Here is a 19973-nt window from a genome sequence, read left to right as displayed (position 1 = left end):
GTACCCCTTCACGCTACTAAACGAAAGGTTGCAAGAATGTGTGGCAAGGAAGCTACGCGAGCCGACGGAGATACAGAGGCTCGCGATACCTGAGATCATAAGAGGCAAGAACGCTCTGTTAATAGCCCCGACAGGCTCTGGGAAGACCGAAGCCGCGCTCTTACCCATACTAGACCTCATCTACAGGAACTGCCGCGAAGCAGAGGGAGTAAAGCTCGTCTACATCAACCCTCTAAAAGCGCTCACCAGAGACCTAAGGGACAGGATAGAGTACTACGCTACTTCCCTAGGTCTCAAGGTTAGGCCCTTGTACGGTGATGTTGTAAAGACCTACAGGAAGCCAACCCCCGACATAGTAGTAATCACACCGGAGAGCCTAGAGATAGTCCTCGACTGGTCGCCCAAATGGTGGTTGCACTTAAGAACAGTCAGGTGGGTCATTATCGACGAGGTACATGAGTTATTTATGACGAAGAGAGGCTACCAGCTTCTGGTGCTACTGGAGAGGCTTAAGGAGCTTACGCAAACAGGGCTTCAGAGGGTAGGTCTTTCGGCTACCGCTGGCGATCCTTCAAAAGTAGCAGAGTTACTAGGAGGATCCGACGGTGATGTTAAAGTTATAGAATCAAGCGAGAGGAGACACTATAAATTCGAGGTAAGGCTCGGCGTGCCCGAAACCGATGAGGAGCATGAGGACCCGTTCCTCGCAGGGGCCAGAGTGATAGCGGAGTGCATCCGAGGAGGCAAGAAGACCCTCGTATTTACTAACTCGAGGTACTCTGCAGAGAGGTTGCAATCTGTGCTAAGCGATATGGGTGTGGGCTGCAACGTTCACCACGGCTCGATCGAGAGGGAGGAAAGAGAGATCTTTGAGGACACGTTTAAAACCGAGCTCCTTAGATGCCTAATAGCTACCAAGACCCTCGAGCTAGGTATAGACGTAGGAGACATAGACCAAGTAGTCCAGTATAGATCTCCCGGTCAGGTTTCTGCGTTGCTACAGAGAGCCGGCAGGAGCAAACACAGGCCGGGTCAGGAGTCCGAGTGCAAGATAGTCACAACAGACATTGAGGACTACTTAGAGAGCATAGCCATTGTAAGCTTAGCAAAGGAAGAGAGAATTGAAGAGCCAACGGTGATAAGCAAGCCCCTAGACGTGCTGACCAAGGAGGTTGTAGGGATAGCGTTGCACAACTACAAGCTAAGACGTTTCTGGAAGAGAAAGCGCAGTAACGGCTTCATCCTCATGACAATCGACCAAGCCTATAGGGTCATAAATAAGTCAACAATATTTAGGGACCTTACAGTAAAAGAGTTCAACGATGTTCTGCAACTCCTTGCTAACGAAGAGATAATCAGCATAGAAGGCCGCGTACTATTGCCTGGGTCGAAGTTCTGGAAGGTGTGGAGGTTCAGCCAAGATGAGAGTAATGGTCAGTCGCTGAGCTTCAGCGAGTTCTTCAGCATGATACCTAAGAGAGAGACCTTCAGCGTCATCGAGGAGTACGGGCTGAAGAAGTATAGGAAGATCGGAGAGCTGGACTCCTCCTATGTCTACAGAGCGCTGTCCAGCGGCATGGTCATCAGGCTCGCCGGGCAGAACTGGAAGGTGGTGGAGATTGACGAAAGAGACCGCAAGGTAATAGTGATCAAAACCGACGAGCGAGGAATCGCTCCAACGTGGAAGGGCGAAGGGCCACAACGCCATAAGCTGGTGGCGAGGAGAATGCTGGAAGTACTTAAGAAAACTAGAGAAAGCTCAGACATCTTAAGAAACTTCGGTGCCGACGAGGTAGTAGCTAAACTCGTGGAAGAATATGTTTCAAAGCTGGGGGATGAATACTTAGAGCCGCTCCTTAAGGGCCACATAGTCGTTGAGAAAGTGCCCTCTGCAAAGATGACAGTCTTCATAACTTTCATGGGCGAGCAAGTGAACAGGACGCTCGCTGCAACTGTCTACGAGAAGATAGCCGAGAAAAGCCTTCTCGTAAAATACGTGATCGCGCCTCACGGGTTTGCCATAAAGTCAGAGGTACTTGACCCCCTTGAGGCATTCAAGAGCATTAGTCCTGAAGAGCTAGAGATGCTAGTTGAGAGACATGTCTACAAGAGGTCTCCGTACACTAGGTTAATCATTGATGAAATCAGGGAACACTTCGGCTTTCCATCCGACGAGATATTAATTAGAAGGGAGGCGGCTAGGCAGGCCATCTTACTTTACTACGATGTGCCTAGCTCCCTCGATGTTGTAAGAAGGCTAAGTAGGGGCGAGTTAAGCGTAGTGGTTGCGGTGTGCGATAAGCCTAGTAGCCTTGCGGAAAGCATAGTCAGATACCCGTTCGAGAGACCCTGGCAAGAGACTCTCAGAGCGGTAATCGAGGAGGCTATCTCGAGAACTAAGGTCGTAACCTTCGACCAGCTACTCGAGTACAGCTGGGGTAGCCCACTCGACATCAAAAAGGAACTCCAAGAGATCATGGTAGAGAAGCCTATCCTAGCCGTTCTAGATCCAGACACTAGTGGGTGGACGGTAGCCAAGATACCTCTTACAGAAGAGTGGGTTGCTACGAGAGTGCCTGTCGCTGTAAAGTACTTCGTTATACGTAGAGAAGAAGACTTGGAGCTTTTTGAGAAGGAGGCTTTAAAAGACTTCCCAAAGCTGCTGACCAAGCTAGGTAAAAGAGGAAACATTGTGGATGTGACATTGTACGGAAGATTCACGGCACCGGAACAGAAGTACTCGCTCAGGATAGATGGGGCCCTACCTATCGTCCTTGCAGCACTAAGTAAGAAGTTGAAAAGATCTTTAGGAGACCGCATTAACGTAAAAGTGCACCTAAGGGGGACTCGTGTAACAGTAATCCACAGCTCCGTGCCAACCTACTTTTTAGATAAACTGGTGATTGCACTAATATGCTCAATATACAAGGCAATAGTTAGCAATGTTTTTGGCGGGAAGAAACATTACATTATTGAGCTCCCGTAGTTCTCTGCCTGCTTTTTAATATCTCAAACACCTTCCTAAGAACGAGACTCTTAACCTCCTCGCGAATCTTCGCGTCAGGTATACTGGCTTCGATCATTTTGTTCAGTTCGTCCTTCATCCTATCTAAGTCTTCCTTGAATTTTCTCACGCATTCTTCAACAAATTCTTTGTCTTTGGGAATTTTAACCTTTAAACTGCCAAACAGTATCGAGTAGTATATGTACTCAGCGGCCGAGCGATTCCATCCCCGGTAAATCTCTGTGTCGTTAACCTTAACGTAAACCCCTCCGATGTCAGAGCCTAACTCAACCCTCTTAGCTGTCGGAACATTAATTTCTTCCCACTCACCCCGGTAGTTCCCAACGTACTCATCAGGAAAGACTTTGAGGTAATGCGCGAAATTCCTGCTTAAGCTAGTTGCGATGGCATTTACGTTCGGACCTTTATGCGTTTTCTTAGGTTTCATATTATCTCTTATTATCAACACTTTTACTAAGTCCATTACAGACTTGTAGAGATCTTCCAAGTCCTTGTCCTCTAGCCCTAGGATATCGACTAGGATCAAGCGATCTAGCTCACGCCTATCGGGTTTCTTCACCTCACTTTCTATGTTTTCTATCGGTCTCTCTAAGAGCTTACTAAAGATAGATGCCAGCTTATCTATTACGTATCTGTCAAGCTTTCTGAGATCTATTATAGGCATTTTAGCGATATCTATGCCTCCTGTTTCTATTGCTCTTCCACCCGCCGTACCACGACCATAGAAGAATTTTAGAAAAGCATACATCGTTGAATTTAGCAAAGCCGCTAGAGGTAGCACGTATTTCTCATTATGAGGTATTATTTCGAATAAACCATCATCGACGTATACGCGATCCTTAATGTTTAAAAATACTATATGCCTTGAGTAGTGACGCCTATGCCATAGTATGGGACCGGGTTCTTTAGCACCTAGAGCATACCAAGGGATTCGCGACCGACAGGTATCTCTGAGATGAAATCCTTGAGTTTCGCCCCACTCTATATACTTTAAGACATTTGTCCCAGCCAGTTCTTCCTTAGGCTCATTAACAAGAAGAACTTTATACTTTAATTTTGACTTATCTATGACTATATCCTTTGACTCACGTGGAGATATGATCACGGGGTGCAGATAGCGTCTCTCTATACCCCAGCGAGCAACTCTATCATTATCGAGATAGAAGAACTCGTCGCTCCCCGTTGTAAACCCCCTTCTTACGGCGGCCAGTTCCTTTAGTGGTACTAGTATCTCTCTTTCAGCACCGTGTTGTAGTATCTTGAAGAATATCTCGGGTGCTCTAATGTACTTGCCCCACTTCGAGCCGACGTACCTCTCCTTTTCGTCATCGTACCCCTCGTCCCAGAGTTCTCTCTGCTTCTTAGGGAATATCCTTATCCTAGAATCCTCGTAGTACTTGTCGGTCTTCTCGATGAATTCTACAAGCTTATCTATGGCTTCCCATCTAATTCTATCTTGATCAACATCGCCGGGTTCTGGTATAAGCTCTCTTAGGGGAACTTTTATCTGCACGAACTTCACTAGGTTCTCATCTCGTTCTTTCGGGTCGTCTGTTCTCTCCAGTATAGTGATAGCCGCTGTGACATCTGCGTCTTCAAACCACTTCTCATACTTAGGCTCGATTACAGCGATTATCTTGAAATTCCTGAGGAAATACTCTTGAAGGTACTTCCCGAAATCCACATCCAACCACGAGTTGAAGGTCACGAGCCCTAGGCGCCCCCCGTCTCTGACGAACGCGCCGCCATGTATGAAGAAATAAACGTATATGCTGGACCTCATGCCCACATCTATTTTGTGCATTTTCTTTACGAGGGCTCTCAGCCTCTCTTTATACCCCCCTATCAGCATGTCTTCTATCTCCTCTTGCCTCGTGTAGGGCGGGTTGGTTACGACAGCATCAAACTCCGCAGGGAACTCTACCTCTACCTCCTCATGCATATCCGGGATCTTGTAGGCAAGCTCATACAGCAGGGTCCTAGTGCCCGGCTGTATCTCAAAGAAGTCCCTGCACACAATGTTAGGTCTGTTCTCTAAGGCCTCAAGGTCCCTTATCACAAGGTTTATCTCGGATAGATGTGCCGGGAACTTCGCTATGTCCACTCCCCAGAGTTCGTTTATCACCTCATTATGGAGCTTGCGGGGCTTGTCGTACCTGCCCTCTCTGTAGAGCTTCTCCGCCAGGTACTTCTTCCTCTGATAGGCTCTTACGAGGAACGTCCCTGAGCCGCAGGCCGGGTCGAGCACCCTGGCGTTGGGATGCTTGACTGTGAAGCCTAGAATTAAGTCTACTACATCAGTCCTCGTAAAGTACTGGCCTAGCTTGTGCCTTTCGATCTTTGGTATCAGTTTCTCGAAGACCTTGCCTATAATGTCGTAGCCTATTTCAGAGAAGTCGTACTTGTTGAGCTCCGCTATCAGCTTTTTGAGCTCATCTACAGCTTCGTCGGGTATAGGTATAGTCTCTAGGAAATCTGCAGCAAAAATGATTCCATAGCCCAGTCTTATTCCTGTGTTGAAATATCTCTGCAATCGCTCCTTCAACCCTTCACTAGTGGTAACGTCACTAATAACAATGGGCTCTAGCTTGAACTTAGACCTTAAGACATTGTAAAACAGTAGCTTGTTAATTAGAAGATAAACCGTTTGACGGGCTAACCTGTCATAGTCCTCTTCCGAGCCGCTAAAGATCCAGCCTTGATTTACGAACCATTCTCCAACTTTTCTGCGGAAGTTCAAGTCTTCCTCCTTTTTCTTTAGAATGTAGAGCGAGATAGGGATGTAGAGAGAGTCCACGGCGCTCCTCAGCCTCAGGACCATTATGTCGTCGGGGTACAGCTTGGGTAGCACGTAGGCCTCGGGTCTTGGCAGCTTGCGCTCGTACAGCCTTGTCAGCTCGGTCAGGAACTCTAATATGAAGGCCTTAACGGCCTTCTCTATCTCAGGTCTTTCAATGTCAGAGGGCAGTTTTACGTCGACTACATCCCAGTGCTTAAGCCTCCTGTCGAATAGGCTAGTCCCGGGCTTGAAGGTCTCCCATAGGACTAGCTTGTTCAGGTTCCAGGTGGCGAAGAAGGGTATCCCGACTAGCATCGCTTTCTGGAGTGCATCATTAACTAAGTCGTCGCTGTATACATCGATTGTAGGCACCTTAAGCTCTATTAGACAAGCTATTTTATCGGGCTTCTTGTACCACACTATGAGGTCTGGGTATCTCCTAAGACCCTTTGGGGTACTTATCTTGACTTCCTGCTCAACCGCCTCGAAGGGGAGACCGTACTCCCTGAGTATCTCGTTCATCCAGATGAGAATCTTTCCTTGCAACCACCGCTCATCATAGCCTACGCTAACCATAGCTACTCTAAAGATACCCTATCAAGGCGTCTCTTAATTCTTACTTTTGGTAAACATGCGACGCAGGCACGCCTACTCCCTTATAGCCTCGGCGAGTACGTCCTCGCTCAACACGTTAATGCCGAAGGCTACCAGCATTCCCTTTGGCCTAGGTTTTGGTCTCTCGAAGAGTTTCTCAATCTTTATCTTTAGCCGGTAGGGCCAGAGCACCTCGCCCTCATCCCTCTCCCTCGGCCAGAGGGGCTCGTTGCTTACGAACTTCTCCTCTACAATCCCGTAGCCCAGCACACGGATTTCACAGCGTAGAAGACCACTACGTCACCGGGTTGAACTCTTTCCCAAAATCTCCTCGCGGCCTCGCCGACACCCCAGGTTCTCTGCTCGAGTCCTACAGCCCAGTTCTCCAACGTCCCGCTGAGCACCCAGAACTTCGGCACAAGTACACTGCATACTTTAACTTTATTTTCTTTGCGGTGAAATAATAAGGTCTTATCTGTATACTGCAAACCATTTGACCTTAATCGTGGTAAGGCATGCCATAAGCAATTACAAAACTTTATATGAGATCAGTACAAGTTGAGTTCTCACTTCATCCAATATACACTATGAGGCTTTACAAAGAAACCTAAAAAGCCCCGTCATCGGGCTGAAACTCTTTCACTGCATGGCTTAGTAATCCTTCTGGTAGGGAAAACATTACGTTCTTTATAGCATGGAGCGAGATCGAGAGGCGGTGAGCCTTGATAGAGCTGGAATGCTTTTGGTATGCTGTGCTAGGGCTCTAGGGCTGGGCTGAGCGTATGGGTGGGTGGCTGAGCGGCGAGCAAGGACGCGTGGAGCGGCATGAAGGCTAGGCTCAAGAACCTTGCGGTCGGCCTAGGAGTGGAGCAGAAGACGCTCAGCCCGGGGTAGCCGCCGGCTCACTCCCGCAGTGCCTCAGGAGCCTCAGGGCAGTATCGCCGCAGGCCACTTCCTCGATGCTGTAGCCGAGCAGCGAGAGGAGGCCGCACGCCCGCTCGGTGAGGTAGATGTACCTCACATTGCCGACTACCGCTTCTTTCACGAAGCCGGCTGAGCGCAGCCTCTCCAAGGCCGAGGCGATGTGCCTGGTGTTCCTCGTGGCGAAGGCCCTGCTGAGCGGCTTGGGCTGCCTGAGCCTCCAGAGCATAGCCGTCAATCCAGTCAGCTCGAGCCACCTAGCCACGCTCTCCCACACCTCCCTGTCTACCTCGACCATCACAGCCAAGCGCATGAGGGAGTTTATAGGCGTTCACAGGTGCCGTGACCGCGGTGAGCTGAGAGCCTCAAGGGGTTGCTCGAACACCCTCCCGCAACCCCTTCTCAAGTCCGCTGGAAGCGAGGGAAGACGCGGGTCGAACACGGGAAGAAAACAGGGAAAACCTAAAAGGTAGCATTGCGACGCACTCGCCTGTTGCGCGTAGTGAGAGGCATTTTCGCGCCGAGTAGGCTCCTAGCCTTATGGTCGTATACGACGCACTCCACTCTTGAGCCCACTTTCCCTTCATCGAGAAATACCGTTACCGGGTAGCTCCCAGTAGGTCTCGCAACGAATTTTCCATCAACAATCGCCTCGATGTAGCACCTCCTGATCACTGTTCCCCTAGGAAAAAGCCTTCGCATCATTTCAACATCGAAGTACTCGCGAACCCATCTCTTGAAGCTTAGAATGAACTTCTTGTGCCTCTTAGCTATCTTGTCCCCTATATTCCACATCGGCGTGCCCGGTAGGGGAAGGACCTCCCTTATGTTGACCCTTCTCACCAGTAGCCCCCTCCTGAGGATTTCTTCAAGAAACTCCTTATTGTACTCGAAGGTCTTCTTCGTCTCTCCCTTCAAGCCTAACACGAAGTTTAACCCAGGTAAGAGCTCCGGCAGCCCGTTCCAACCCCTCCGTTTACCTAGGTGGTTCACGATCTCGACGGCCTTCAGAACATCCTCCGCGCTGTTCCCGAGGTTATTCTCCCTAGATACTATCGGGTCAGCGCTCTCTAGTCCAAAAGCCGCGACGTCACCGGGAGTGTGATACTTAATGATGATCTTGATTGCTCTCTCAGCCTTCTCCTCGTGGAGAGCTATCGTCATCGGATTCACGTTGTCAATGTGTAATGTTTCCAGGCTTGGTGCGGCCCTCCTCACCGCCTGGAAGAGCTTCTCGAGCTCCTCAGGGGCCGGCTCAGGGTACTCCACTTCATTCACGCCTTTAGCCTTGTACGCCAGGAAGTCGCTCTGCCTCCCGAGCCGAAAGGCTCGGACACCTAGCTCGTAGAGAGCCCTGATTTCTGAGGCTATAGCTTCCTGCTCGCGCCACACTACTCGACCGAGGCGTGGCTCGATGCAGAAAGAGCATCCGCCGGATAGCCACCGAGGGCAGCCCCTGAAGGTCTCTATCTCTGCTGTCAAGTTAAACCCTAGGTTGGGGTGCTGTAGCACCACTCTTGCCCCCTTCACCGCGAATATGTCCGTTAGGCGGTAGTCGGAAGGTAGTTTGAACGGGTTCACTTTTTCAACGCTCTTCTCGACGAGTAGTTCGTAAATTACATGCGCTGGATCGCCCCTGATGATGAGGTCGTATGCTTCCTCGAGAGCCTTCGGGTGAACTGCTCTTTCCCCACCCCGCAGCGCGGTCCCGAAGCGGGCTACTGGGCCGCAGAGAACCTTGAGGGGCTTTTCGTATTTCTTTGGTATTGAGATTATCTCTTGAGGAGTTATGGGTTTGCCGCCGAGGTATCGCCCAGGGACGACAACGCCGCCGATAACTATGAGGAGGTCTGCTTTGGCGATTATACTGGAGATGCTCGTCTCGTTTGAGCGATATGCGTCGATCGTGAAGTAGTAGAGCTTCGCGGTCTTATCGGCGTGCCAGATCGCGCCCGCAAGGTATCGAGGGTATACGTCGATATAGGGTGGGACGCCGAGGCCCGCAGGCTCATCCGTGTACCCGTCTATAAGCACCGCAACCGTCATGCTCTCCTATAATACCCCTCTCCGCTGATCCAGCCTGATTTAGCAACTTCACCGTACCCGTTCAAGTAAACTCCACGCCCCTCCACTACCCTACCTACAATCCTAGCGCCAAGCGCTTCGGCCACCCATTCGTGCTCTTTAGGGAAGGCAAAGACGAAGTTGTACTCCTCTCCGCTTTGATACAAGGAGCTTTCGAGGGCGCCACTCTCGCCTAAAACCTCGAGAGGCTTGCTACAAATGGGTATCTCGTCAAGTACAAGTCTCACGCCGGAGCTCTCAGCGAGGTAGTGCAGGGTGAGAGCTAGGCCATCGCTGTTGTCAATCGAAGCGCTTAAGAAGCGGGTTACCTCGAACCATGCCTTTAGGCGAGGCCACTGCGGACTCATCCAGTCACTTAGAGCGCTCTCTAGGAGCTGGCTGTCCAGCTCGCCGGCTAGCGCTTTGAACACTACACTCGAAGTGCCCACGCAGCCCGAGATCGCGAGGAGGTCGCCGGGCTTAGCCCCTTTACGGTGAAGGATCTTGCCAGCAGGCACCCCTATGCTGATCACTTCAGCTCTGAATGACCCACCCCGAGCCACGTCGGTATCTCCGCCTAGATAGCGCGCGCCAAGCTCGGACGCGGCGCTCTCAAGGCCGAGAACGAAACTCTTCACAGTGTTTATGCTGAACGATGAGGGTATTCTCAAGGAGACGAGAACGGCTACAGGCTTACCCCCCTTTACGATCACGTCGCTCGTTGAGGCTATGTAGGCTCTGCGGCCAGCCATATACGCGCTCAAAAAAGGTGGCCAGTGGATTTCTGAGTCAAATGCGTCGACGTTCACGACTAAGCTTCCGGCACCCGAGGTTTCTATTGCAACAGCATCGCTTTTTTCAATTCTAAAAGCAGACGTTATCCAGTCGACGATAACATCTTCTCTAAGCACGCTGCTCAGCCGCTCGCTTGAGAGTTTCGTAGAACAGGAAGAGCGACGTTAACGTGAAAAGAAGGTAAATTAGCGTGGTCATGTATGAGGTGTACATCTGCTGGGTGCCCGGCTCCCAGTTCAGAACATACGCAAGGACCTTGTAGGAGTAGTAAGCGCTGGCTATAAGTACAGCTAACGTTACAGCCCCCAAGACTTCCCTGAAATACCTGAGGAGCTTCTCATCCATACACTCATCGAAGAATCTCTATTGCGCGCCACAAATATATAATCTCCGCTCACAGCCCTCTGACGCAGTGTGCTTCGAGACGGCTTTAACTAAGCAAAAACAAGAGGCTGGAGCAAGCCTGCCCCTCGGGTTATATCCTAATGATTCGCGAGGCACAATATTTGCGGGGTCATAATTGGGGTAGCAGAAGTTTTAAGGCATAGGTTAGCTATTCTCATTCAAGTTCATGGAAGAGGTTGTAGCGAGAATAAAGGAGGTCTTTCCGTACGATCATCCGCGTAGCGGTCAGCTAGAGCTAGCGAGACTAGTTTATGAAAGCGTCTCAGCTTCTAAAGTGCTGATTGCCCGCTACCCGGTAGGCTTTGGGAAAACCGCTGCAGTACTGGCTGGGGCTCTGGCCTCTGGCGTCCCACGCATAGCGTACTTGGCGCACACGAAGAGTCAGTTTCAAGCGCCCATCCGCGAGGCTCTAAGGCTTACTGATAAAGGCGTGGATATCACTGCCGTCACTTTGGTCAGCAGGAAGGATCTATGCCTTTTTCCCGGCAAGCTTGTAGCGGACATGGATTACAATCGCTTCATGAAGTTTTGCTCATTGAAGCGAGCAAGTGGTGAGTGCCCGTATGGTGAAGGCGCGTCTAATCTCGAGCTACCGCAGGTTCTTACGCCGCCGCTCATGAGGAGGATGGGGCGCGAAAGCGGCATCTGCCCATACGAGATAGCCTTGAGGGCTTTGGAGAAAGCCAGATTGATCGTAGCCTCCTACTCGTACTTTTTCAACCCGGCACTTTTTAATCTTATAGTGGAAAGAGGCCGTGTAAATCTCTCGGAAACTCTTTTGGTCATTGACGAGGCACACAACTTACCTACGTTTATCTCGGATAGCTTAAGTAGCAGGCTTAATGGCTCTGTTTTAGCTTCTGCGATAGGAGAGGTTCAGAGGTTTGGCGGGGACGAGGTTGCGGAAACCAGGGAGGCTTTAAAATCCCTGATGGCGCTTCTTGATAGGACAGCGACAGACGAGGGGGCAGAAATCCCTGCTGAGAAGTTTCTGGAAATCGCTCCGGCTTCAGCAAGCCTAAGCAGGCTCGCCTTGAGCATTGAGAGAAGAATAGGAGTGTTGTCCGCTACGTGGCAGGTGGCGGAGTTCATTAAAAGTGTCGAGAACCTTCCAAGCGATTCTGTGCTCTTAGCGTTAAACGACAGCGAGGGTAAAGCCTTCAAAGTGTATTTCTACAACGTACCGAGGATCGCTAGGAGGGTTTTTCATAGTGTAAGGGCCTCCGTTTTGCTGTCTGCCACGCTCCCTCCAGCGGAATACTACGCGGCACTACTTGGTGTCGAAAAGGAGCGTGTCGTTGAAGCGACATACCCGTTTACTTGGGGGGAAAATGTCACACTAGTAATCGTGCCAGGGTTATCGTCCAGGTATGTCCTCAGAACTGCCGAGCTCTACAGGCGCTATGCTCAGGCTATTGAAGCAGTTTTCGAGGATCCCGATGCTAGACATGTGCTCGTCGTTTTTCCATCGTACTCTTTCATGATTGAGGTGCTCCCGTACCTGAAGGCTAGGCCAAGACTGATGGAGAGACACGATACAACCCTAGATGAAATGGTGGAGTTCCTGATCGAGAACGAGAAGTGCCTCCTGATGATTGTTGCATGGGGGAAGTTTTCGGAGGGGGTGGAGTTTAGGTTGATGAAGCAGAGCTTAGTAGACACGATAGTCATTGCCGGCTTACCGGTTCCGACACCCTCCCCTGTTAATCAGCGCCTGGTCAGGGTCCTCGAAGCCTCCACTGGAAACAGAGAGTGGGCCTGGAAGCAGGTGTTCTTGTACCCGGGCTTGATGAAAGTCATCCAGATAATTGGTAGAGGCGTGAGATCTGAGCACGACAGGGTGAGAGTTTTCCTCCTTGACGAAAGAGCGGCAGAGCCGGAGGCGAGAAGTTTCTTCGAGCTTTACGGCATAAACCCACTAGTTCTTACTCGGCACGGGCGCAGATGATGATTATGCGGATTATAGCCCTTCAACGTTTGCGTGCCTTTTCTTCAAGTCCTCCTCGCGTATGCCTAGAAGGTTCATCAACGCGTATATCACGCCGTCGAAAAACACCATTGCGGTGTCTTCGAATAAGGTTCCCAGTGGCGCCAGCGGCTCGTAGAGCCCCATAACTTGCCTAGCGAAATAGTCTGTCTCCGTAGCCACTTTAGTTCTCCCAGGTACCTTGACTATGAAGTCGCTCAACTTACCAAGGGGAGAGTCCTCAAACGATGTTACGGCAACGACTAAGGCCTTAGCCTTCTTAGCGGCAGACGCTACGGAGAGCACGATCTGCGTGCTTCCTGAACCCGAAACAGCGATCAGGATATCGCCTTCACGAACGGATGGGGTGATGGTCTCTCCCACAACGTAGACATCGAAGCCTAGGTGCATGAGCCTCATGGCGAAAGCTCGTGCAACAAGCCCGCTTCGTCCCGCTCCCACGACCAAGATCTTGTTTTTGTTGGCTAGAGCTGAAGTCAGTAATTTGAGGAATCTATTGGTCATTTCGCCATCTATCTCGCTCGCAGCCTTAGCTATGTACTCGGCTATACTGCTCATCGCTTTTTTGACGTCTTCAGCCACAGGTAAGAGGAGAGGAATGGTACTTTTTAGTTTTCCGGCCTCTCTCAGTCTATCTTAATCCTAGTATCCTCCTTAATCACTCGTAGCACGTACATGGTCTTCGTGCTCTCGACACCGTCGATGCCACCTATCTCGTCTATAAGCTTCGCCAGATCCTCCTTGTTCCTCACCCTTACTTTCAGTATCGTCGAGTACTCTCCTGTGACATCGTATATTTCGTAGACCTCAGGCATCCGTTCGAGCTGCTTTAAAACTTGGTTGTACTTTTGTGGTATAGCTATCACGGCTATAATGGCTGTGACTTTCTTCCCAACTTTCTCAGGGTCTACGACGGCTTGAAACCTCTTTATTATACCAGCGTTGACCAGTTTCCTAATTCTGAGGTGAACGGTCGCCTCAGATATTCCGAGCTGACTCGCGATTTGCGAATACGGCGTCTTAGCGTTGTCTTGAAGCATTTCAAGTATTTTTTTATCAATGTGATCTAGCTTGACCTCTGAAACCTGCTCGCTCATAACTTTTCGCCAAATGTAGTGTTGTAACACCGGTTAAAAAATTTTAGGGCTATAGCAAGAATACTCTATAAGCTATCAATCATTTTGGACAGAGTGCGCTTCCGTGCTCGCGTCGGGACGGTCAAAAATGGGTGAAAAGCTTAAGACTCCGGGCAAAGGTTTACATGAGGGCCCGTGGCGTAGCTAGGAAGCGTGGCGGCCTCCGGAGCCGCAGGTCCCGGGTTCGAGTCCCGGCGGGCCCGCCTCTATTGTCTCGAAAATTCGGGAAAGGCGCAGGATTTCATTGACTATCCCTTTAACCTCGCCTACCTTGCGCGGGTGGGAGTATATGGTGTAAAGGGTTTTCCCATTGTGGTGCCTAGAGTTTATCCGCACTAGAGGGGTACTAAAATCGTCTAGTCGTAGAGCTCTGAAAGCCTCAAGAGATAGGGGGAGCATCAGTTTGAGCTTTATCCTCCTGATCATCTGTGCTACAGCCTTTTGATCAGCTCTTCGAATAGCTCTTCATCGACAAGCGCTCCTCCAGCAGCCGGGTGGCCTCCACCCGTAAAGTTCATCTCCTTTGCGAGCTTCTGCAGTAGAGAACCCAGATCGATTGAGTCGTCGAGTCGCCTCAACGAGATCTTAACTTTCCCGCTCTTCAGCGGGGAGGCTACGCCCACAATTTTCTTGCCTGCTGCGCGCAGCGTATGAGCAAACTCGCTGGCCAGTATGGAACTCACGGGGCCTGTGATTTTCGGCAGATCTTCATCTATCAGGTACACCACGCTATTTTGGCCGGAGCTGAACTGGGAGTCTTTCTGTTCCAGAATTCTGCTCAGCTGCCTTGCAAGAATTCTCCTGTACTCTTTTATACTTTCTTCTGCCCTCACAATGAAGATCCCCCGGTGTCCGAAGTTCAACGATAACGCAGTGCCGTATTGATCCAGCCTCCCTAAGGCATTGAGCACGTACGCGTACTCCCTCAAATCCTTGAGGGGGCTTGAGTCGGCCTCTCGGAGGAGATAGTAGTTATACCCGAAAATTTTCTCGGCTTCCTTTACGTTAACCCCCTGACTTATCATGTATTTTACGAGCTCTGAAGCCAGGTGTTTGATTTCACTATGACTTAATGAACCTACCTGCCGCGCCGTGTCTCCATCCCGCGGGCTGATTCCTATGCTCTCAAGGAACTTTACGCAGGCTGTAGGGTTTCCCGATAAGCCAGGAATATACGGGTCGAGGGTGGAGGCCAGCGCGTCGACGAGTATCCTCCTCTTAGACCCGAAAAGTCTTAGGGATATTGTTTCGCCGATAACCCCCTTGCGCTTCCCTTCCTCTAAAACCTCCCTGTTGAGCCCAGTCAGCGACGATTTTTCCCCAACATCCAGCCTATCGCCTAGTGCGCCGGCGATGGCAACGGGAATTAGGTGCTCGTCGGCGTTGATGATGCGAGAGGCTATAACATAGGAGAGCGTTGAGGAGCTTGTTTGTGTCGAGGCATCGACACCTACCAGGTAGGGGTTTACCTCTATGAGCTGCTCCCATCTGTCTGGGGTTGAGGGGACATGGTGGTCGACTATCATAATCCTCTTGTTAGGTGCAAGCTCTCTGAGCAGCCCCTTATACCCGCTGCCCAGGTCGAGAAAGATTATTGATAAATAATCCTTGATGGGAAGTTGCTCGAGGGTCTCCGGGTACGTCTGCTCGACAAATACTAGCTGGAAAGGCACGTCCAGCTGCAGGAGCACCCAGGCGAAGATGGAGGCTGAGGAGAGCCCATCAGCATCGTAGTGCGAAACTACTAGCGTCGGCTCTCCAGCTTCTCTCAAGTACATTAAAAACTCGCGAGAATGGTTTAGGAACGCCTCAAGACGACTGAGCATGAAGGATGACCAGAGATTTTACACTCGCCTAGGTGTAGAGAGCGATCTTTTCTGGCTCGTATTTCCAGTCAGGTGGGAGTACCCCCTCCCTCTTGTAGTACTTAGCGAGCCTGTGGATTTTACTCTCTACCAGCTGTAGACCTCTTTTCGAGTGGTAATCCTTCGGGTGCTCCTCTAGGTGCTTCCTGATCCTGATAGCCCTCCTAATAAGGTTCATTAAATCCTCCGGCACCTCCGGAGCAAGTCCACGCTCGCGCAGGATCTGAAGAATGCTCTTACCCGTCACGGCTTTAACGAGAGGGATATCATATTGATCGCGCAAAATCAGGCCGATCATCGATGGGGGATAACCTTTCCTGTAAAGCGAGACGACAAGGTTCTCAACCTGCTCCGGGCTTGCGTCAACCCAATCGGGCTTCTTCAACTCTGGAGGCCTCTTCGAACCTGAGCGGCCTTTCTCCTTAGACTTTCTCATAACTCTCTCCTTGAAGAAAAATTCACGGTCAATAAAAATGTTATGCGTTCGCTATCTCCACGTGGTGCCCAGTTCATCTGCTCCCTTCACTGTTCGGAGTTTCCTTGCAGAATAAACATAGTCCTCCCTCAGGAGTCTTTAGTCAGCGGCGACACGAATGCACTCTCTTCTTGCTCCGCACAGGTCACTCGCCGATCTGCTATTGCAGGGTAAAAACGGGGGTTCCTGCTACGCTTTGCCCGCTGGGGGTTATCTCCTCCTCGCCGTGGACCGGAAAGTGAAGAAACCTGCTGTGCTGGAGTGGCTAGGGACCGTGGAGATATGGGAAAGAAAACATGGTGTTTGACGTTTTAAGGGGCTGTGGCAACTACTTTCTCTTCCTTCCGCTTCTCGGGTGGTATCCAGTATCCCTCGTAGCTCTCGATGCCTACACCCCGAACTATTTCTAGTACAGTCATTTTTTTAGCCTTGAGTCGGTCCCTCAGCATGTCTAAACCTTTCCACGGGTCTGTGTGCTCACCGCATGTGAAAACGTCGATGGCCGCATAACCGTACTCAGGCCATGTGTGTATGGAGATGTGCGACTCGGCTATGAGAACGTACCCGCTGACACCGTGAGGCTTGAACCTGTAGAAGTCAAAGCTCACAACTGTACTATTTGAAGCCACTGCTGAGTCGAGTAGCGCCGTCTTTATTACATCGATACTGTCCAGTGCCACAGGGTCGCATTCAAACATCTCCACTATCAGGTGGCGGCCGACGCCTCCTCCTCTCACCCCGCGATTTCTCCCCGTCATCTCCCTACGAAATCCACATCAACTCTCAAAATTTAAATAATTCCCCCCTCTTTCCCGATGAGAAAATAGTACTTTTCTAGCCAATTAACGCCTCCAGGTCTGTATAAATTACCATTTTTAGTTAAAATTTGTGTAATTATTTCAGTAACTTCTGCAATGGACTTCCCCGTAGTATCCACCTCGTAGACTCTCTCCTCACCTATGCTCTGCACCGCGGAGATCAACACGGCGTCAAGGATTTCGGCTTCAACATTCTCGCGGACCTTCAGGTCAGGATACCCCCTTTTAATCAAGCGCCCGCGAAGAACTAGGGGATCCAATCTAAGGACTATGGCTACCGACACCTTGCTCGGTGGGAGCGCCTCGACCACATGCGTGTCGATGATCTCGTTGCAAGTTAGCGTCTTCTCTAAGTATCCTCTTAGTCTTTCGACATCCACGATGTACGATTCCCGCACGGCATCGTACGCGGTGTAGAACTTCTCGCGCTTGACAACTTCTGCAAGATCAACGTAGGGCTTCCCGGTGCGCTCGGCAAGGAGACGAGCCACGGTAGTCTTTCCAACACCGGGAGTGCCCGCGATAACTATTGCCAAGGCCCAACAACCCTCAGCTAAATTTTTGGCATCAACCCCACAGTGATCTGCGGTGCTATGATCATGGCCACCAGGTTCGCCAAGAGGAGCAGGAACGCGTGAAGGAAGCCTGCCGAGACCCTCTCGGAGCCTATTTTGCCGGCTGCCAGGCCCATCATGTAGCTGTTGATGATCACGGGCGGGAGGAACATGGATATAAGTTGCTCGGTAGATATGCTCTGACCGGCGAACTTAAGCATCGATCCCATGAAGCTTATGAGTATGAGCACGACTACCGTGATTATCAAAGCACCAACGTAAGGCATTAGCATAAGTGGCCTCAGAGCTGCCCGTTTCTCCTTCTCCACTTGCTCTAGCGTCTCAGCGTAGCTCGCCAGTGCTTCGAGCGTCTGCGGGGTACCGCCACCAACCTCGATGCTTTCAACAAGCAGGAACATTGAGATCAGCGCAAACCAATTCTTCATCCCCCGTGAGAACCTTTGAAATATCTTGCTCAGGGAAACCCCCCAGCCAACCTGTGTAGCCATCTCTTTGAGGTACGGGCTGAACCTCCCGTAATCGCGGTCTTTCAGGTTTATGATGCACCTCTCGGGGGCCATTCCGGTCTTCCTCACCTCCACGAGGTCCCGAAGGAATCTCGTGAGGCCGTACTGTATACCACCGAACTTCAACGTCGACAGGTTGTCGGCGACCATGCCTGGGAGGAGACCTATCCCGAGGGAGATCACCATCCCCACGCCGGCCTCATACCCTTTTTCCATGCCCAGAGCCCTCGTGAGCCCCTCCACAAGCGCTGTGAATGGCGCGAAGGCTCTTTTTAGGGCGGTGGACAGGGGTGGAGCAAGGAACGGGAGTGTCGTGGCGACAAAAAGGAAGGTGGTCAGCGGGACACCCGCTGCGAAGAACACCAAGTAGGGGGTGCTATCGTACACAGGGTACTTAGGTTGCATTAGGTCAGCGAGGTAGATGAAGAGCCCTGAGAGCATAGGCATCACTATGTACGAGACGAGTACGAACTGGAAGGCTCCCTGCTGAAGCCCGAGCCCAGCCTGCGACAGGGCCATGTTCACAACATAGAGCACGTACAGGGTCATTGAGCTCAGGAGAACGACAGCCATGTAGGACTCCATAAGGGCCCCGATCCTCTCCCCAACGGTCTTGACCTGGGCGACCCTTTCTCGAAGCATGACCTCAGTCTGCCTCTGAAGATAGTGTATCACATCCCCACCTGCCCTAAGTGTTGCGGCGTAGCCGAGCATGAGCTGCTTGTAGCCGTTGTGGGGGACCCTCTTAGCGCTCTCCTCTATAGCCGTCAGAGGGTCGATACCCATCGCCTTCACGCTTATGAAGAAGCGCGTGGCCTCCTTTTTTATCTCCTGGAAAAGCACCTTAGGCGCTTTCGCGAGCCTCTCGAAGCTAGTGTACGGGGAGATCCCACCAGTAGCCATCACCGTGATGTACACGGAGAGGTAAGGTATCTCAAGGTCAAACCTGGACTGACGGGAGGAGACCTTAATCCTCGGATAGAACAGGAGAAAAATGAAGGTCAAGGACGCGATGAGTAGAGGGACCATGATCGAGAGGGAGACGACCTGAAACACACCCGCCCCTAACCTGCTCATCATCACGACAAGCGGCGCATCAAACGCGAAGCCTAATACTAGAGCTATAAGCGAGATCAGGATACACCTAGCGGCATAGGCTGGAGGGTAGACTTTCATGTCCGCTGATGCGATGTCGTTCTTCAAGCTCGGCATCATCTTAAGGAGCGCCTCTCCGGCCCAGCCGAAAACACCATACGCCAAGCTCTCTAGCATGCGTTCATCCGTTATCTAATACCTAAGCAATGCTATTTTTAGATTTTCCCTAGATTCTTCTCGTATTCGAACTGCGTCTTCCCAGCTTCCATCGGGCTGGAGGGGGGTTGCGGGAGGGTGTTCGAGCAGCATCTCCGCGGCCCGGGCTACTAATATCACAGCATGCGTGGTAGTCAGGTAAGGTGGGGGATAGAGGAAAAAGGCTTTACTGTCTTCAGCCGAGGAGCTTGAGGCAGAGGTACTCCGGGAGGCTCAGGCCCCTCTCCGAGGTCTCTCGGCTCAACTTCTTCCTCTTGGCCAGCGTGGCGCGGACGCGGATTATCTGCGCTCGCTCCGTCTGCTTGAGCACGGCGCATTGACATAGCCTAGGTAAGCACAGCTTATGTGAACACATATAGCCCCCTCTTTTGCGTTTAACCTTGATGGTCGAGGTAGAAAGGGAGGTCTGGGAGAGCGTCGCCATGTGGTTGGAGCTGACAGGCCTCGCAAAAACCCTGTGGCGCCTACGCGAGCCGAAGCCGCTCAGCAGGGCCTTCGCCACGAGGAAGACAAGGTACATCGCCTCGGCGCAGGAGAGGCTCCGCTCAGCAGGCCTCGTCAGGGAGGCGGTGATCGGCGACACCCGTTGCGTCTACCTGGCGTAGAGGGCCTACGGACTGCTCGGCTACAGCATCGAGGAGCTGGTTTGCGGCGATGCCGCTTTGTGGCTCATCCGGCGCGGAGCCGGAGCTGCCTCCTGAGGAGCATGACGGTGGC

18 protein-coding genes and 1 tRNA gene are annotated in these 19973 nt (G+C 51.3%); 4 read left to right on the top strand and 15 right to left on the bottom strand.

All coding sequences use genetic code 11. The features are described from left to right. The first annotated feature begins 40 nt into the window (after window positions 1-40). Window positions 41-2986 carry a DEAD/DEAH box helicase gene (locus ACNO7C_RS02235; protein WP_460025392.1) on the top strand — a complete coding sequence of 982 codons (2946 nt, stop codon included), beginning with the start codon at window positions 41-43 and terminating at the stop codon, window positions 2984-2986. Here the strand turns inward: ACNO7C_RS02235 and ACNO7C_RS02230 are convergent. From ACNO7C_RS02230 to ACNO7C_RS02200, 7 genes are all read right to left on the bottom strand, one after another. After that, window positions 2970-6380 carry an HsdM family class I SAM-dependent methyltransferase gene (locus ACNO7C_RS02230; RefSeq protein WP_460025391.1) on the bottom strand — a complete coding sequence of 1137 codons (3411 nt, stop codon included), beginning with the start codon at window positions 6378-6380 and terminating at the stop codon, window positions 2970-2972. The two genes, ACNO7C_RS02235 and ACNO7C_RS02230, sit on opposite strands and share 17 nt — an antisense overlap. A 72-nt stretch (window positions 6381-6452) precedes the next feature. Next, on the bottom strand, window positions 6453-6668 hold the full coding sequence (locus tag ACNO7C_RS02225; RefSeq protein ID WP_460025390.1) for a hypothetical protein: 216 nt from the start codon (window positions 6666-6668) through the stop codon (window positions 6453-6455). Further along, complete coding sequence (locus ACNO7C_RS02220; RefSeq protein WP_460025389.1) at window positions 6647-6817, bottom strand: hypothetical protein; 171 nt, start codon at window positions 6815-6817, stop codon at window positions 6647-6649. The genes ACNO7C_RS02225 and ACNO7C_RS02220 overlap by 22 nt, the downstream gene beginning before the upstream one ends. A gap of 461 nt (window positions 6818-7278) precedes the next feature. Continuing rightward, window positions 7279-7617, bottom strand: coding sequence for a hypothetical protein (locus ACNO7C_RS02215; RefSeq protein WP_460025388.1), 339 nt, complete (start codon window positions 7615-7617; stop codon window positions 7279-7281). A 164-nt stretch (window positions 7618-7781) separates the two neighbouring features. Beyond that, complete coding sequence (locus ACNO7C_RS02210; protein WP_460025387.1) at window positions 7782-9365, bottom strand: radical SAM protein; 1584 nt, start codon at window positions 9363-9365, stop codon at window positions 7782-7784. Beyond that, window positions 9362-10294 carry a thiamine-phosphate kinase gene (locus ACNO7C_RS02205; protein ID WP_460025386.1) on the bottom strand — a complete coding sequence of 311 codons (933 nt, stop codon included), beginning with the start codon at window positions 10292-10294 and terminating at the stop codon, window positions 9362-9364. Before ACNO7C_RS02205 ends, ACNO7C_RS02210 begins: the two co-directional genes overlap by 4 nt. Beyond that, entirely contained in the window at window positions 10287-10523 is a 237-nt protein-coding gene (locus tag ACNO7C_RS02200) for a hypothetical protein (protein ID WP_460025385.1), read from the bottom strand. The genes ACNO7C_RS02205 and ACNO7C_RS02200 overlap by 8 nt, the downstream gene beginning before the upstream one ends. Window positions 10524-10749: 226 nt before the next feature. On the opposite strand from ACNO7C_RS02200, the gene ACNO7C_RS02195 reads away from it, so the two are divergent. Then, on the top strand, window positions 10750-12531 hold the full coding sequence (locus ACNO7C_RS02195) for an ATP-dependent DNA helicase (RefSeq protein ID WP_460025384.1): 1782 nt from the start codon (window positions 10750-10752) through the stop codon (window positions 12529-12531). Window positions 12532-12543: 12 nt separating this feature from the next. Here the strand turns inward: ACNO7C_RS02195 and hxlB are convergent, their stop codons facing one another. Beyond that, window positions 12544-13152 (bottom strand): 6-phospho-3-hexuloisomerase, encoded by a 609-nt coding sequence (gene hxlB, locus ACNO7C_RS02190; RefSeq protein WP_460025383.1) that lies wholly within the window; start codon window positions 13150-13152, stop codon window positions 12544-12546. A gap of 44 nt (window positions 13153-13196) precedes the next feature. Further along, a complete protein-coding gene (locus ACNO7C_RS02185) occupies window positions 13197-13667 on the bottom strand; it encodes an Lrp/AsnC family transcriptional regulator (protein WP_318536396.1) in 471 nt (156 codons plus the stop codon). A 168-nt stretch (window positions 13668-13835) separates the two neighbouring features. On the opposite strand from ACNO7C_RS02185, the gene ACNO7C_RS02180 reads away from it, so the two are divergent. Beyond that, a tRNA-Arg gene (locus ACNO7C_RS02180) sits at window positions 13836-13909 on the top strand. Between the two features lie 228 nt (window positions 13910-14137). Here ACNO7C_RS02180 and ACNO7C_RS02175 read toward each other — a convergent pair. The 6 genes from ACNO7C_RS02175 to ACNO7C_RS02150 all read right to left on the bottom strand — a co-directional run bounded on the left by ACNO7C_RS02175 (window position 14138) and on the right by ACNO7C_RS02150 (window position 19566). Continuing rightward, window positions 14138-15484 (bottom strand): DHH family phosphoesterase, encoded by a 1347-nt coding sequence (locus ACNO7C_RS02175; protein ID WP_460025382.1) that lies wholly within the window; start codon window positions 15482-15484, stop codon window positions 14138-14140. Between the two features lie 76 nt (window positions 15485-15560). Next, on the bottom strand, window positions 15561-16007 hold the full coding sequence (locus ACNO7C_RS02170) for a 30S ribosomal protein S15 (RefSeq protein ID WP_460025381.1): 447 nt from the start codon (window positions 16005-16007) through the stop codon (window positions 15561-15563). A 350-nt stretch (window positions 16008-16357) separates the two neighbouring features. After that, on the bottom strand, window positions 16358-16804 hold the full coding sequence (gene speD, locus ACNO7C_RS02165; protein WP_460025380.1) for an adenosylmethionine decarboxylase: 447 nt from the start codon (window positions 16802-16804) through the stop codon (window positions 16358-16360). Window positions 16805-16836: 32 nt separating this feature from the next. After that, window positions 16837-17400, bottom strand: coding sequence for an adenylate kinase family protein (locus tag ACNO7C_RS02160; protein WP_460025379.1), 564 nt, complete (start codon window positions 17398-17400; stop codon window positions 16837-16839). 17 nt (window positions 17401-17417) lie between these two features. After that, window positions 17418-19217, bottom strand: coding sequence for a type II secretion system F family protein (locus tag ACNO7C_RS02155; RefSeq protein ID WP_460025378.1), 1800 nt, complete (start codon window positions 19215-19217; stop codon window positions 17418-17420). 214 nt (window positions 19218-19431) lie between these two features. Beyond that, on the bottom strand, window positions 19432-19566 hold the full coding sequence (locus ACNO7C_RS02150; protein ID WP_460025377.1) for a hypothetical protein: 135 nt from the start codon (window positions 19564-19566) through the stop codon (window positions 19432-19434). 73 nt (window positions 19567-19639) lie between these two features. Here ACNO7C_RS02150 and ACNO7C_RS02145 point away from each other — a divergent pair, with 73 nt between their 5' ends. After that, on the top strand, window positions 19640-19861 hold the full coding sequence (locus tag ACNO7C_RS02145; RefSeq protein ID WP_460025376.1) for a hypothetical protein: 222 nt from the start codon (window positions 19640-19642) through the stop codon (window positions 19859-19861). The last annotated feature ends 112 nt before the right edge of the window (window positions 19862-19973 follow it).

This window comes from Infirmifilum tikiterense (assembly GCF_054696565.1).
The sequence above is the reverse complement of the archived record's forward strand: the minus strand, read 5'-3'. Positions and strand labels throughout refer to the sequence as shown.